Source organism: Paenibacillus sp. sgz302115, from assembly GCF_056120445.1.
The window spans coordinates 258277-272336 of the sequence record NZ_JBVYOK010000005.1 but is presented as its reverse complement, the minus strand read 5'-3'; the positions used below and the strand labels follow the sequence as shown (position 1 = coordinate 272336).

At 49.7% G+C, this 14060-nt stretch carries 14 protein-coding genes; 7 read left to right on the top strand and 7 right to left on the bottom strand.

All coding sequences use genetic code 11. The features are described from left to right. Positions 1 to 8: 8 nt before the first annotated feature. From AC0LWN_RS13245 to AC0LWN_RS13230, 4 genes are read right to left on the bottom strand one after another with little or no spacing between them, the layout of a single operon-like run. On the bottom strand, positions 9 to 1181 hold the full coding sequence (locus tag AC0LWN_RS13245) for an ABC transporter permease (RefSeq protein WP_474665970.1): 1173 nt from the start codon (positions 1179 to 1181) through the stop codon (positions 9 to 11). After that, a complete protein-coding gene (locus tag AC0LWN_RS13240) occupies positions 1178 to 1873 on the bottom strand; it encodes an ABC transporter ATP-binding protein (protein WP_474665968.1) in 696 nt (231 codons plus the stop codon). Before AC0LWN_RS13240 ends, AC0LWN_RS13245 begins: the two co-directional genes overlap by 4 nt. Next, entirely contained in the window at positions 1870 to 3045 is a 1176-nt protein-coding gene (locus tag AC0LWN_RS13235) for an efflux RND transporter periplasmic adaptor subunit (RefSeq protein WP_474665966.1), read from the bottom strand. Before AC0LWN_RS13235 ends, AC0LWN_RS13240 begins: the two co-directional genes overlap by 4 nt. Beyond that, positions 3042 to 5606, bottom strand: coding sequence for a hypothetical protein (locus tag AC0LWN_RS13230; RefSeq protein WP_474665964.1), 2565 nt, complete (start codon positions 5604 to 5606; stop codon positions 3042 to 3044). Before AC0LWN_RS13230 ends, AC0LWN_RS13235 begins: the two co-directional genes overlap by 4 nt. Positions 5607 to 5811: 205 nt before the next feature. Here AC0LWN_RS13230 and AC0LWN_RS13225 point away from each other — a divergent pair, with 205 nt between their 5' ends. Continuing rightward, positions 5812 to 6390, top strand: coding sequence for a sigma-70 family RNA polymerase sigma factor (locus AC0LWN_RS13225; protein WP_474665962.1), 579 nt, complete (start codon positions 5812 to 5814; stop codon positions 6388 to 6390). Next, positions 6380 to 7351 (top strand): hypothetical protein, encoded by a 972-nt coding sequence (locus AC0LWN_RS13220; RefSeq protein ID WP_474665960.1) that lies wholly within the window; start codon positions 6380 to 6382, stop codon positions 7349 to 7351. Before AC0LWN_RS13225 ends, AC0LWN_RS13220 begins: the two co-directional genes overlap by 11 nt. Positions 7352 to 7420: 69 nt before the next feature. Here AC0LWN_RS13220 and AC0LWN_RS13215 read toward each other — a convergent pair whose 3' ends face one another. Together AC0LWN_RS13215 and AC0LWN_RS13210 are read right to left on the bottom strand one after the other, a co-directional pair. Continuing rightward, a complete protein-coding gene (locus AC0LWN_RS13215) occupies positions 7421 to 7960 on the bottom strand; it encodes a hypothetical protein (RefSeq protein ID WP_474665958.1) in 540 nt (179 codons plus the stop codon). A 170-nt stretch (positions 7961 to 8130) separates the two neighbouring features. Then, complete coding sequence (locus AC0LWN_RS13210) at positions 8131 to 8703, bottom strand: hypothetical protein (protein ID WP_474665956.1); 573 nt, start codon at positions 8701 to 8703, stop codon at positions 8131 to 8133. A gap of 226 nt (positions 8704 to 8929) precedes the next feature. Between AC0LWN_RS13210 and AC0LWN_RS13205 the strand changes: the two genes are divergently transcribed. Next, positions 8930 to 9214 carry an alpha/beta-type small acid-soluble spore protein gene (locus AC0LWN_RS13205; RefSeq protein WP_474666080.1) on the top strand — a complete coding sequence of 95 codons (285 nt, stop codon included), beginning with the start codon at positions 8930 to 8932 and terminating at the stop codon, positions 9212 to 9214. Positions 9215 to 9314: 100 nt separating this feature from the next. Further along, positions 9315 to 9800 (top strand): GyrI-like domain-containing protein, encoded by a 486-nt coding sequence (locus AC0LWN_RS13200; RefSeq protein ID WP_474665954.1) that lies wholly within the window; start codon positions 9315 to 9317, stop codon positions 9798 to 9800. A gap of 78 nt (positions 9801 to 9878) precedes the next feature. Here AC0LWN_RS13200 and AC0LWN_RS13195 read toward each other — a convergent pair whose 3' ends face one another. Beyond that, the gene (locus tag AC0LWN_RS13195) at positions 9879 to 10646 is read right to left on the bottom strand and encodes a DODA-type extradiol aromatic ring-opening family dioxygenase (protein ID WP_474665952.1); all 768 of its coding nucleotides are present in this window, start codon (positions 10644 to 10646) and stop codon (positions 9879 to 9881) included. A gap of 206 nt (positions 10647 to 10852) precedes the next feature. Here AC0LWN_RS13195 and AC0LWN_RS13190 point away from each other — a divergent pair, with 206 nt between their 5' ends. The 3 genes from AC0LWN_RS13190 to AC0LWN_RS13180 all read left to right on the top strand — a co-directional run bounded on the left by AC0LWN_RS13190 (position 10853) and on the right by AC0LWN_RS13180 (position 13938). After that, a complete protein-coding gene (locus tag AC0LWN_RS13190) occupies positions 10853 to 12091 on the top strand; it encodes an ATP-binding protein (RefSeq protein WP_474665950.1) in 1239 nt (412 codons plus the stop codon). A 346-nt stretch (positions 12092 to 12437) separates the two neighbouring features. Next, positions 12438 to 13586 (top strand): DUF4183 domain-containing protein, encoded by a 1149-nt coding sequence (locus AC0LWN_RS13185; RefSeq protein WP_474665948.1) that lies wholly within the window; start codon positions 12438 to 12440, stop codon positions 13584 to 13586. Positions 13587 to 13653: 67 nt separating this feature from the next. Beyond that, complete coding sequence (locus tag AC0LWN_RS13180; protein WP_474665946.1) at positions 13654 to 13938, top strand: DUF4183 domain-containing protein; 285 nt, start codon at positions 13654 to 13656, stop codon at positions 13936 to 13938. Positions 13939 to 14060: the final 122 nt, after the last annotated feature.

The window sequence follows — 14060 nt, the reverse complement described above, 5'->3', positions numbered from 1 at the left end:
CCGGTTCGTTAATCCGTGCGCAGTGCATAAATCGGCCGGAGTCTTGCTGCTTTGTTGGCTGGCAATAGTCCGAAGAATACACCGATAAAGAGGGAGAACAAGAACGAAATCGTAACCATATTCCAGGCATAGCCCACCTGTAATGAAGTGAACTTGCCGACTAACCAAGTGAATCCTAATCCAGCGCCAATCCCTATCACTCCGCCAAGGGTGCTTAAGAAGATGGACTCAATCATGAACTGCAATAACACATCCCGCTTTTTAGCGCCAATGGCTTTACGGATGCCGATTTCCCTTGTTCGTTCGTTGACCGAGACAATCATGATATTCATGATCCCGATTCCGCCCACAATCAAGGAAATTCCGGCAATTCCTGCGAGTCCGATCGAAAGGGTATTGGTGGTTTTTTTGACAGTATCCATGATCTCTTTGGAGTCGTAAATAAAGTAAGCATCTTTAGCTTTAAGGAACTTCTTGTCAAGGATACTTCCGATCCTGCTCTTGACAGGCTTAACGTCTTTATCGGTCAGTACCTTGATGGTGAAATTCTGAATGCCTTTACTCTGAAGCAGCCGTTCAGCCGAAGCTAAGGGGATGAGGATTTTGTCATCATTCGATCCGGCCAGTGATGTGCCTTTTGCTTGCAATAATCCAACGATCTTGAAGGTGCTGCCATTGAGCTGTATATCTTGCCCCACCGGATTCTCCGTACCGTATAGCTTCTTGGCGGTAGACGAACCGATCAGCGCTACCTTTTGCCGGTACTGGTTATCTATATCGAGCAGGAATCTGCCGGACTGGACATGGAAATCCTTCACCTTCTCGTAGCTTGGTGTTACCCCTTCAAGCGGGACGGTTTTATTCTTGGTACGGTATTTGGCTGTAATGTTGCTGCTGATGCTGGGGGACACGAGATCTACACCCGGGAGCTTGGCATAGGCCATCACCTCGTCATATTCCAGTGAGTTGACCGCTCCCCGCCCTGTGATCATTACCGCCATCTGGTTGGTGCCGAGATCACTGAGCTGACCTGAAATCTGTCCGGTAACGCCCTGTCCGACGGATACAAGCAGAATAACCGATGACACTCCGATGATGATTCCCAGCATTGTAAGAAACGAACGAACCTTGTTGCCGATGATGCTCATAAGCGCCATGCGTATGCTTTGAAAAAAGATCATTCGTCATTTCTCCGATCCTCTACCAGATTTCCATCCTGAATCCGAATGACCCGTTTCGCCTGCTTGGCAATCTCCAGATCATGCGTAATCAGAATAATTGTATGCCCCTGTTCATTCAGCATCTTGATCATCTGCATCACCTCTTGCCCTGTCTTCGTATCCAGCGCCCCGGTAGGTTCGTCCGCGAGAAGCATGGGGGGATTGCCCGCGAGCGCCCTGGCGATGGCTACCCGCTGCTGCTGCCCCCCGGACAGCTCGCTGGGACGGTGATGCATCCGTTCGTGAAGCCCTACCTTTTCCAGTGCCACCTCGGCCAGTTTTCTTCTTTCCCTGTGGGCCATGCCCCGATAAATCAGAGGCAGCTCTACATTTTCTACAGCGGAGAGCTTCGGCAACAGGTTAAAGCTCTGAAAGATAAATCCGATTTTCTCGTTGCGGATTTTCGCCATGCGGTTATCTGACAGCTTCCTGACATCCTGCCCGTCAAGAGAATAGCTTCCTTCATTGGAAAGGTCCAGGCAGCCGATCATATTCATAAGCGTTGATTTGCCTGACCCTGACGGGCCGATGATTGCCACAAATTCTCCGTGGCTGATCGTAAACGAGATTCCTTTTAATACCGTCATCCGTTCGCCTGCCATCGTATAGCCGTGGACCATATTTTCAATCCGGATCAAGGGTTCACCGCTCATAGTCCACCCCCTCCGGCTGGAGCGTCTCCGCCGTTCCCGATGTCTTCCCCGCCCCCGCCGAAGAAGCCCTGATCCTGGGAGCCTGAGCTTGTGCCGCTAGGCGCGATAACGGTCGGAATAACCACCTGATCCCCGAGCTTCAGCCCGCTGGTGATCTCAATCTGGCTCTCATCGTGAACGCCGACGGTAACGGCCTTTTCTTCAGGTACAGGGGCTATGTCCGGGCTCGTTGTCTTCGCCGTAGTGTTCAATACCTGAACGAAATACTTTTCGCCCTTCTGGGTTACGGATTCAATAGGAAGCACCAGAATCCCCTTCTTCTCTTCGATTTGGACTGTCCCCTGCGCTGACATTCCGGCCTTTACCTCACCGGGATCGGTGAGGCGGATCGTGACATCAAATAAGGATACACCGTTTGTAATCTTGCCTTCATTTGCAATGGCGACCACTTTGCCGGTGTAGAGCTTATTTGCCAGAGCATCCAGTTTAACCGTTGCAGCCATTCCCAGCTTGATCTTTGGGATATCCAGCTCGTCAACCCGGATGGTTGCGCTCAGATTCTGGTAATCAGTAATTTTGAAGGCTTCCGCGCCGTTAACGACTGCTCCGCCTGAAGATACGCTAATCTTGGTAATCGTTCCATCCATCGGTGAGGTCAATGGGGCGCGAGGGGTCTGATCCTTGTGCAGCGCTGCAATTTCAGCCTCGGTCGCCGCGATATCTTCCTTGGATCTTTCAATGGCCAGTTTCGCCGTGTCCACTTCACCCTGCGCCGCGCCGTCCATTACAAGCTTCTTATACTGGTCTTGTTTGTCCTGCAGCGCGTTTTGATTCTGCCTTAGCGTGTTAAGCTGCTGCCTCAGACTGCTATCTACATTTGTCGCTTTATACGTCATCAAGACCTGGCCTTTCTTAACCCGAGTATTTGTGCTGACAAATACCTGGGCCACGTTCCCCTGATCCTTGGCGAAGACGGTTTCTGAGTGTGTGGCTTTGACAGAGCCGGAGCCTTTGACAATGACAGAGATGTCTCCCTTTTGCACCGCGGTTGTTTTGACGGTTACTTTAGCTTCTTGCTTGCTTTTGTCTGGCGATAAGGTATATACCGCCGTACCTGTTGCCACAAGCGCAATGATTACAGCCGATATCCAGACCCCTTTTTTTATCTTCATAATGATCCTCCACCGTTCGTGTTAGTGCTGTCCTTAGGGGCAGGGGTGCTTGTAGGCTCGGGAGTCTTTGGTGTCGGGACGTAGGTCAAATTGTAGGTTTGGCTTCCAAGCTTGATTCGCTCGCCCTGGAACTCGTCGTACAGATTAAGAATGAAATTTCCGCCTTTCAGCGTCTTATATAAGCTGCTGGTGAAGGTTGTGGAATAGGTCATGAATTGTCCTGGTGTAAGATCCGTACCGAGTGTCAGTGTTCTTTCTTGGCTTTGGCCGTAAGGGTCCATTAGCTGCACAACCAGCTTATGTCCATAGGCTCCCATATCATAGATGCTGCTCTTGCCCAGGCTGTAGGTCAGGTTGGTTGAGAGGGTGTCTTGGCCCTCATTCAATGTTCCTGTAGCCCCGGTTATCGTGAGACTATAAGGGAACAGTTCTACACCGCCGCTAAGAGCGGTAAGAGGAGCAGGTGTTTGCTTGTTCAGTGCGAGCGCCACCGTGTTGATGTAAGCCGTCGGCGTTCCGCTCGGCAGCGTAAGCTTGCCTTCGCTCACGCCTTCCCCGACATAGAGAGTTAGCTTGGAGGTGTCTACTGACACCGGCAGCTTGCTCCACACGGTTACCAGATTTTTGCCTTTAGGTCCGGTCCCCAGCTCCGATTGGCTGATTTCCGCTTCGTAATAATCATCGCCGGGCGTCTTATAGTACGCTACGAGCTTAGCCTGATCCGATTTACGGGTCTCCTCGCTGTTCATTTCCAGCTCTGTGTACACGATGTTCTTGCTCGTTCCGGGATATACAGTGGTCCGGCGCTCCTTGATCTCCGCCCGTTTGCCCGGCGTTTCAATGTGGAACGATTTGCCTTGGTCTACCGCAGGGGCCGCAGCAGCCACCTGTCTTGTGTTCAATGAGAGGAAGGACTCCGCCGTATCGCCGGAACCGCTGGTAAGCTCGATTTTGATTTGCTCGAAGCTAAGCTCATAAGGGATCTTGCCGATCACATAATAACTGGCGCTCTCCCCTGAAGCCAGCGTAGGGTCTGAATCGGCTGCAACGACCTGAACCGAGCTGCCCAGATCATGGGTTCCGGCTTTCATCGCCCCGGTGAGCGAAGGCATTGTAACCGTGGAAGCTTTGGTGTTGCGGATGCGGACTTTGGCTACAACCACATCTTCAGCGGACCAAGGCATACGCTCAATGGATTCCAGATTGATGCCGAAGGTTCCGTAGCTGTTGTCGAGTATATATTCTGAATTTACGTAACGGTCCTGTTCCAGCTTATAAGGAATCTGGTAAAAGGCCGTAGGGAAGATGATCTTGCCTTCGGCTGCCGGCTCCACCAACTGAAGCTGAAGGGCTCCCTGACTCAGCTCAAGCGGCACTTCTGCGGAGAACTGGAGAATCCGCTCCTCAAGCGGCTTCAGTGTAAGGCTAGTGAAAGCTTTGGAATTTACCGGGATAGTATAACCCTCTGACGCTTTGACGGATAAATCATAGTTCGGCAGGGTTACTGCTTTGTTGCCGGCATTTTTTACCCAGAACTGCAGATTCCATAATGCCTTGTCGCCCTTGACCGTGACGGAGGCTTTTTTCAGTTGTGTCTCCACGGTGTTGCTGTTGATACTGAGCTTCTTCGTCGCATACGAAGCTACGCTGAGGTTTGGAGATGTTGCAGCAGGCAGTTTGAAGGAGGCCACAGGCAGGTTCACTTTAAGCTCTGTATTTTCCTTGGTGATGGACAGAGACATATTGTTTGTATTTGTATAGGAAGGGATTTCAGTCAGGTAGTAGACGGTCTTCTTCTCCCCGGGTTGCACTTTATAGTCGCGGCTGGTGTCGCTTAGCGCAAGCTCGAACATGGAGCCGCCGGAAGACTCCAGGTATACCCTGTAGCCGGGAGCGTTCACTACCTTGGAGCCGAGATTTGTCAGGCTTAAGGCGATTTTGGCATATGCTTTGCTGTTGAAATGGTAGATTTGCAGAGTATCCGGCTTGAGGGATACCGGTAAGCTGTTCATGGTGATTTTCTTACTCTGGCCCCGCTGGACGTATGAGGAATATGTTGCCGGGATGGAAAAGGTGCCCAGCTTCTTCTGGTAGTCGGAGCCGCTGAAGTCCCAGCCGAACATCGAAATTTTGATCCCGCTGAGCTTGTTCGTCTTGCGGACATTCACGTAGTATGTAACGGATAATTGGTCCTTGGGGGCTACTTCCACTTTGTTTTTATCTTCGGGTACAGCGTTGCTTTTGATCTCTATGCCTTCAGGGGTTGTGACTTTTGAGAATCCATTGAAAAGCTTATAAGGACTGCCGCTTGTATTGGTATAAGTCAGTGTATAGGTCAGGCTATTTCCGGTTTCCTCCTTCGCAAGCTGCAGATCGGTCAATTTCACACTGACGCCAGCCTGAATGGAGATAGAGGCCAGCTTAGCCAGAGCATCGGTATTCTGCGGGTTGGTTTTGTTTGTAGGAATGCTGGCGGGTGCCGCAAATGCCGGTATGGCGGGCTGCTGACTAACAGCAATCGCTCCTGCCAGCAGAACGGCGTAGGCACGGTAATTCTTCATATTCTTCCCTCCTAATATTCATAGCCCTATCATAAAAGGCAGTTTTAAAATAGGGATAAATAAAGAAGCGGAGAGTTCGATATAAACTTAAACAGAAGTTAAACTTTTTATAAATTGAACCATTGGTAATTTTTCGCAGACGGATTGAACCTTTTTGGAATATTGAGCCAATATCCGTTGTAAGACCCGAATGGAGGCCGGCCCTATGAAGGACTTAGACTTGAACCCGTGGCTTATCCGGATGAGCCAAGGTGATGAACAAGCATTTCAAGTTGTATACGAAGCAACACGTGATCATGCTTACCGGTTAATCAGCTATCTCGCTCCGAGCAAGCAAGACGCTCCGGATATTATGAGCGAAGTCTATTTGGAGCTGTTCAGAAGCCTGAAGAATTATGATTCAGAACAAAATTTCACTTCATGGTTCAACGGCTTGATTGTCAGACAAGTACGAAACTGGAAGCGGAAGGAGTGGCGCCTTTTTCGCATCGCGGAAAAGCTGAAGCTCACCACCTCCAAATCATCCGATCCCGCTGCTGAGCTACAGCTCCTTGTTCTGAATGATCAGCTCGAACTGCTTCCGATTCTGCAGACGCTGTCCCTCAAATTCAGGGAAGTTATCGTTCTTCGCTACTATCAGGATTGCTCGCTGGAGGAGATTTCCGAATTGCTGAAGATACCGTTAGGCACAGTAAAATCCAGACATCATCATGCGCTTAAGCAGTTGCGCCGCCAATTTGATGGTCAGGGGTTGCGAAAGGAGGGGGATGGCTTTGTCTATTGAACAGCAACTGGTAGAGGCGTTCGAGCGGGATTCCCGGGTGTGTCCTTCCGACCTGGATGACCGGATTATGGCGGAATACAGGCAGCAGGTGATGCAGCAAAGGGGAGAACCATTCATGTCCACCAAAAGAAAAATGCCTAAATTCGTCTTGCTTGCGGTTGTTTTTGTCATGCTGTGTGGCTTTGCCTATGCAGGCAGTAAGCTCCTGTTCACGGATAATAAGGAGAAGCTCTCTGTCAGCTATCAAACAGAGCAGCAGCTGCAGTTCAAGCAAGAGGATGTGACAAAGATTCGCGGTTCGCTTGCGGAAGTGAAGGCACAATTAAATACCGGAGAAACAGCGGTTGTATATCTTAAAGACTATGACCGCGAGATTCAGGGAACTCCCATTGTATACGGTATTAATCAACCAGCCGTCCTTCCATTAGACACATGGAAGGCAGCTTTGCAGGAGCGCAGTATCGGGGAGAAGCTTCCTGACACATTTCTGGGAACCTTCAAGCTCGTGGAAGGCATGGAAACCTCGCCATACCAATTCAGTTTCGGCGTGGATGCCTATAAGCTTCTGGATGAGATGAAGGCTGAAAGCAAGAAGTCGGGGAGTGGGATGCTGTGGCGTAAGACCGATGCGTCCCAAGATTTTATTAAGACCTACACTTCTGTATACCGCAATGCGGCCAATGAGTCGCTCTATCTGACCTGGCAAATTGCAGACGGTGCTCCCGGAGCCAAGGCGCTTCAATTGGTTCCGCCCAATACAGTGTACGAGGAGATCAAAATAGGAGATCTAACCGCACATTATCTGATGGACGATCAATCCCTGCTCGGGGAGAGTCCTAAGCATCAGGATGTAACGTGGCTGAGTGAAGCTGGCGGCAAAACCGTGGCCTATCACGTACAGACCGATTCCCAGACGATGACCAAGGAACAATTGATTGAAGCCGCTAAGAGCTTGTTCTAAATAGACAAAAATTGAACGGTTGATTCCATGAATAATGGGGTCAACCGTTCTTTGTTGTTAAATCCAAAACTACAGAAATGAGAAAAAGGAACGCAGCAAGCCGCGCTTCCTTGGCGGGGTCGAGAGCTTCACGGCTGCAACGGGGTGGAGCTCTGCATACGGAGAGGGGGATTGGCCATTCTGGATCGTTTCCAGGGATACCGCCAATTGCTTGATCATTTGCCGCAGGTCCTCAAGCTCCTCGCGCTGCTGAAGCAATTGAAACGAGACGACTTCGTCCGCTTTATGGTCGAGTGAGCGTTCGATATCATTGATCCGGGACAGCATATCCTCCATTGGCTTATCCTGCGTGTGCGAGACCCGGCTCTCTTGCAGCAACTTGGGCTGTTGCCCGTCATTCACGGGGGTTAGATGGATGCGTTCCAGGGCTTCCCCGTGAGTAATGCGGTCTTTAATAGACCCTAGCAGGCTGATTTCCTGCTCTGAGAAAATGTAATGTCCAAACCGGTCCTTTGGAAAGAAATCAGGGAACATGGCAGCCCAGCGTTTGATCGTTGTCTGGCTAACGGACAGCAGCTCTGCGGCATCCTTTGTTTTCAGAATTTCCATTTCGATTCCTCCAGTTCAGGTAGTGTTGGTATGAGTAATTCGCTCTTTGGCAGCGGCTACCTGCACGGGTGACAAAGGAAGTGCTCATTCGCTAAACAAAGTGTTATTACGAGCATTTTTATAGGTAAAGGAAGCCGGGGGCAGGATATCCATGCCCACGGCTAACGTGTTTAGCTAAGCTTATATTTCTCAGTGATGACTGAAGCAGCGACGGTGAAGCCTCTTTTTCTCATGGTGTCAGCCAGCGTTTTCTGAGTGCCGCCGTCTGGGTCGGCAACAAGATATCTCTCAAAACCCGAAGCTGCGGTATTGAACCCGTCCACGATTACATAATGCGAGTTACTTCCTTCCTTAAGTCTTACCATACAGATGTTGCCGTTCTCTGCTTCTTCGGAAACGTCGGTTATTTTGGTAATGGTGACTCCGATGCTCTGGCTGCCGATTTTTGCTGTAAAGCTGCTTGCCGTAAAATCAGCGGCGATGTTTGTGCCTTTTGAGGTTGCTTCCACAACGGCATAATAGACATTGGATTTTGTTGCGTTGGACAAACCGCCTTTGTATAAGATGTACATGCCTAAAGAACAAATGGCACATCCATATTGCTTAATTGTTCCGGTTGCACTCGTTTTACCGCACTTTGAGTAAAAGCTTGTGTCAGTAAAAGCAGAAGTTGAAGTGTTCGGATAGTAAATCGAAGTATCAGCTTGGTTAATCAGATGTGTTGACGACAGTTTATGTGGCATAGATTTGGTCTCCTTGAAAATGAATTTTGGAAGAAACGAAGGGAATGAAAAACAACAACTGATCCATTCCCTAAATCGTTGTTGTTGTTTTCTTCGATCTTACTATAAAAGTAAAAATTACTTTGTATTTACAACTTGCGTTAACTATAAAGTTCGCGGAGGAAGCGGGATGAAAACTTCTGCCCCGGGGCAAGTTAAGGGGAAAGAGCTAAAGGGAGTGGTTAGCATGGCCCGTAGAAACAGGAGATATGTGGTGCCGGGGGCAGAACAGGGGATGCAGACATTTAAAGCAAATGTGATGAAGCAGGAAGGCTATAATGTTGACCTGAGCCGGCCGGACGATGTGAAATATGAGGTGGCAAAAGAGCTGGGTGTACCGCTGCAGCCAGGCAACAATGGCAGTCTGACTACAGAATCAGCGGGCCAGATTGGCGGCAAAATCGGCGGGTCCATGGTTCGGGAAATGATCCGGCTCGCCCAAGAGCAGTTAGCGAACAAGGAGAAATCATAAAAATCGTTAATAATCGAAACCCGATAACCAAGAATATGACATAATGTTGTCCACTTCTCCCGGCTATAATGGCCTTATAACAAGGATAAGGGGATGAACGATGTCTATTTATACAGTTGAAAAGCCGGAAATCAGACTGCTTGGCGTTAGCACACGCACTACAAATCAGGTGGAAGCAGGGCCGAATGGGCTGTTACCGGGACTATGGGACACCTATTTTACCAGCAGCCTGGCATCACGGGCGGGGATGGGCAGCTCCGAACCTCTCTATTCCTTGTATACGGATTATGAAAGTGACGCAAGCGGTGCTTATACAGTGGTTATTGGACATGAAGCTAGTGAAGAAGCAGCGTCTCAGCCGGACGATAAGCTCAGTTATGTAGTGATTCCGGCAAGCAAGTATCTCGTATTTACGGCGGAAAAAGGCCCGATGAATGAAGTGGTTCCTAAGGTGTGGAGAGAGATCTGGGCATATTTCGAGAAATCGCCGGAGTTAAGAACGTACACAGGCGATTTTGAACTCTATCCGTCCCGGAATCTTGACCCCGGCGCTAACGAAGTGCAGGTTTATATTGCGGTAAAATAAGCTTGATCCATACAAAAAGACACTAGGGTGAATTTCATCCCAGTGTCTTTTTTTGCTTTTTCTATGTGCTGCCTTCACTTAAAATGCAACCGAGAAATAGCTGAGCGAGCCCATTTCATAGCTCCGGTGAACCTCTTGGGGCTGACGGTCCGGATTGCCGCTGCCCATCACGATGTAGAGGGGAACGAAATGCTCAGGTCTAGGCACGGCCAGTCGGGCATTTGGAGCTAGCGACATATAGTTGAACAAGCTGTCCAAATCCTGCTTGCGCATATGCTCGATCAGCCAATCATCGAAGGCGACAGCCTGAGGGTCGGGGGCCGTGGCATCCGGGTTCATGGTGCGGAAATTATGCACGGTTGCGCCGCTGCCAACAATCAGGATATCTTCTTCATCCAGTCCGCGAAGGGCTTCGCCAATAAGGTACTGCTGAGCAGGCGGCAAGTAGGGATTCACAGATATTTGAACCACCGGGCAATCAGGGACCGGGAACATCCGGGAGAGCGGAACCCAGGACCCGTGATCCAGTCCCCGCTTGGTATCGAACTGAACAGGAATGTCTTTCGCGCTGAAGCGTTCAGCAAGGGATTGGGCCAGGGCAGTCGAGCCTTTGGCAGGGTATTTGATCTGATACAATTGATTCGGGAAGCCGCCAAAATCATAGATCATCTCATACACATCATCCGTAGATGAAATGGTAAGCACCTCGGTTTCCCAGTGGGCAGTGAAAATAACAATGGCTTTGGGCTTCAGCGACTGGCCGTATGAGAGAAGAAAATCCGTGCAAGGTGTGTTCTGTATGGCCATCATCGGTGAACCGTGTCCTACAAAGAGCGGGGATATCATTGTAAATTCTCCTTTAGATTAAAGTGTGGTTACTTTCGGTAAATTCACTTACTTACTATATGTAATATAATATATAATACATACTTGATTTCGTAAAGTGATTTATTTATGTGAAGAATAATTTTCCATAGATTTTATTGGGAATAACAGAAAATTTACTTATAATAATGAATAAGTGTTAACACCAGCCGAAAGGAAGTTACCCCTTGTTAGAGACCCTGCTGCTGAATTTCTTGTTTTTGCTGTTTCCGGTATTGTTTGTTCTGATTTTCTTTGAAAATAGACCCTATTCCTATAGTCGAAAGATTATTGTTTTGCTGTCGGCAGTGACGATGCTTCTCTGTATTGCCAAGCCGATTCAACTGGAAATGGGGTTTATTTTTGATCTGCGGTATATTCCGTTTATTATCGTAGCTCTATTTGGCGGGTACAGGAATGTTCTTCCGTTATATCTGATATTAAATATTTACCGTTTCTATATAGGCGGAGAGGGAACGATCCATTCCTTTCTGTTTTCAACAGCCGTTTTGATTCTGGTGCCTGCATTTAGTAGCAAGTTCCTCAAGCTAAGCTCTAAAGCCCGGATTATTTGGGCAACTGTCATTTCTTTTTTTACGATGGGATGTTACCTGGTTGTTTTAAGCATGCTTGTGGAGACCTTAGACCATCAATTCTGGATCCTTACTCTTGATGCGGTAGCAACTCATGTTGTGGTGATGTGCATCCTGATGATTTTACTGGAGCGGATCATTACCAATCTTAAGAACCGTGACCGGATTCTGCAGTCGGAAAGACTGAATGTCGTCAGTGAGCTGGCGGCTAGTGTTTCGCATGAAATAAGGAATCCGCTTACAGTTACGAGCGGGTTTTTGCAGCTATTAAATAAATCAACAAACCTGACCCAAGAGCAACAAGGTTATGTGGAGCTATCTCTGCAAGAGCTGAACCGCGCGGAAAAAATCGTCAGCGACTACCTCTCTTTTGCCAAGCCGCAATCGGAGAACATGGTTCAATCCAACATGAAGGCGGAGGCGGAGTATACCAAAAATATCATTATGCCCTATGCCACCATACACAAAGTGGACGTCCAGTTCAGTTTCAATAATACGTTAATTAAAAGCTATGACAGGAACCAGATTCAGCAATGCTTGATCAACTTATATAAAAATGGAATTGAAGCGATGAAAGAGAAGGAAGGCGGCACGCTTTTCATTGATATATCCGAAAAAAAGCACAATATCATCATCAGTATCCAGGACACCGGAATTGGAATGACGAAGGAGGAAATATCGCGTCTGGGCAAGCCATATTATTCTACCAAGGAAGAAGGAACCGGTCTGGGCATGCTCATGGTCTACAGTACAATTGATAAAGTTAAAGGGGTCATTGAGGTTGAGAGTGAGAAAGGCAAAGGCACGACCTTCCTCATTACAATCCCGACCTAAAGATGACCGGGCGCTCAGGGCCTATTTACTAAGAATTGGATTTCAGCCTACTGCTGATTGGACAGAAGTCCATTCCTGGAACTGGTCGATGACATAGTATAGGCATAAGAGGAATGGTTTTTTGTACCTTATTGTAATTCTTTGAGTAGAACGCCAAATAAATCGGAGGTGTTTCTATGTGAAGTGCTCCAAGCTTCATAAGACCGTACGGAAAAAATCTCTCCAATATAAAAGAAAAAAACTAATCATCAACAGAAAAAAATCAAAGCACTGTACTCCGAAAAGGAAATTAATCCGAAGGAAGAGATGTGGACGAACGAAAATTTATGTTTATGTCCCCCGGCGTTTGCGAGGGCCACGGGGGTATCAAGGAGAACGGGGACCAGCGGGAGCGCCCGGGGCTCAGGGCCCGCAGGGAGAGCAAGGAGCAGCGGGAGCGCCCGGAGCCCAAGGTCAGAAGGGAGAGCAAGGAACAGCAGGAGAGCCTGGAGCTCAAGGTCGGCAGGGAGAGCAGGGAGCAGCAGGAGCGCCCGGGGCCCAAGGTCCGCAGGGAGAGCGAGGAGCATCGGGAGAATACGGAGCTCAAGATCCGCAAGGGACAGCGGGAGCACCCGGAGCCCAGGGCCCGCAAGGAACAGCGGGAGCACCCGGGGCTCAAGGTCCGCAGGGGACAGCGGGAGCGCCCGGAACCCAAGGCCCGCAGGGAACAGCGGGAGCGTCCGGGGCTCAAGGCCCGCAGGGGACAGCGGGAGCGCCCGGAACCCAAGGCCCGCAGGGGACGGCGGGAGCGCCCGGAACCCAAGGCCCGCAGGGGACGGCGGGAGCGCCCGGAACCCAAGGCCCGCAGGGAACAGCGGGAGCGCCCGGAACCCAGGGCCCGCAAGGAACAGCGGGAGCGCCTGGAGCCCAGGGCCCGCAAGGGACAGCGGGAGCGCCCGGAGCTCAAGGCCCGCAAGGAACAGCAGGAGCGCCCGGGGCTCAAGGTCCGCAGGGGACAGCGGGAGCGCCTGGAACCCAGGGCCCGCAAGGAATAGCGGGAGCGCCCGGAACCCAAGGCCCGCAGGGGACAGCGGGAGCGCCCGGAACCCAAGGTCCGCAGGGAACAACGGGAGCGCCCGGAACCCAAGGCCCGCAGGGAGAGCAAGGGACAGCGGGAGCTCAGGGTCCCCAAGGACCGCTTGGCCCCCTCCCCGGGGTCACTATCGTACCTTCTGTAAATAGATACCTATTTATACCAAGCGAGGATTTAGTACTGACTGATCCTGTAGTTATTCCAGCTAATCAGTTTACTAATGATAATGGTAATCCGGTTGTTTCTTTTCCTGCTGTAGGTGTAAATGGATATAACGATCTTTTCGTCAATGGGATATTACAAGAAGGCGGCACATACAGCGTGAGTACAACTGCCTTAAATTTCAACCCGGGTAGTGGCGTGATCTATGCAGGTACGCCAATTATTTTACAATTTCTGCGGTTCCTTGCGCTGGTTTCGTAATTGGACACTGCTTCGCCCTCACTTTCCTCTTCTACTACCATAAGATAGAGTAGAGGAGGTGAAGAACATGGCTTTCGTAAAACCATTTTTAACAGTTAGTAGATTCTCTGCCACTATCGCAAGTGGCACAGGCACAGGCGCTACGTTCAACATTCTTGCTACTGCCACAACGAATGATGCCGGCGCGGCTGCGACTGCATTCCCGACAGCACCAGCGTTTTACAATCTGTACCTCAATGGACAGATTCAGACGGGTGATACTTCATCAGTTACCACTACTGCAATCACCATTCCAAATGGCGATACACTCAATCCAGGGACTCCCGTGGTTATTGAGTTCACTATCAACTAATCACTAACTGTATTTCTATCTTCACAAATCTTTAATCTCTCAAGAGGCTATCCCCTACAGCGTCGCAAGATGCCAGGGGATAGCTTTTTGATTATATGGAAGTCAGTTGACGGCTGCAATGG

Bases quoted from the DNA above. Each gene is read 5' to 3' on its own strand.
- AC0LWN_RS13245 (WP_474665970.1), bottom strand. From the start codon at position 1,181: ATGATCTTTTTTCAAAGCATACGCATGGCGCTTATGAGCATCATCGGC.
- AC0LWN_RS13240 (WP_474665968.1), bottom strand. From the start codon at position 1,873: ATGAGCGGTGAACCCTTGATCCGGATTGAAAATATGGTCCACGGCTAT.
- AC0LWN_RS13235 (WP_474665966.1), bottom strand. From the start codon at position 3,045: ATGAAGATAAAAAAAGGGGTCTGGATATCGGCTGTAATCATTGCGCTT.
- AC0LWN_RS13230 (WP_474665964.1), bottom strand. From the start codon at position 5,606: ATGAAGAATTACCGTGCCTACGCCGTTCTGCTGGCAGGAGCGATTGCT.
- AC0LWN_RS13225 (WP_474665962.1), top strand. From the start codon at position 5,812: ATGAAGGACTTAGACTTGAACCCGTGGCTTATCCGGATGAGCCAAGGT.
- AC0LWN_RS13215 (WP_474665958.1), bottom strand. From the start codon at position 7,960: ATGGAAATTCTGAAAACAAAGGATGCCGCAGAGCTGCTGTCCGTTAGC.
- AC0LWN_RS13210 (WP_474665956.1), bottom strand. From the start codon at position 8,703: ATGCCACATAAACTGTCGTCAACACATCTGATTAACCAAGCTGATACT.
- AC0LWN_RS13205 (WP_474666080.1), top strand. From the start codon at position 8,930: ATGGCCCGTAGAAACAGGAGATATGTGGTGCCGGGGGCAGAACAGGGG.
- AC0LWN_RS13200 (WP_474665954.1), top strand. From the start codon at position 9,315: ATGTCTATTTATACAGTTGAAAAGCCGGAAATCAGACTGCTTGGCGTT.
- AC0LWN_RS13195 (WP_474665952.1), bottom strand. From the start codon at position 10,646: ATGATATCCCCGCTCTTTGTAGGACACGGTTCACCGATGATGGCCATA.
- AC0LWN_RS13180 (WP_474665946.1), top strand. From the start codon at position 13,654: ATGGCTTTCGTAAAACCATTTTTAACAGTTAGTAGATTCTCTGCCACT.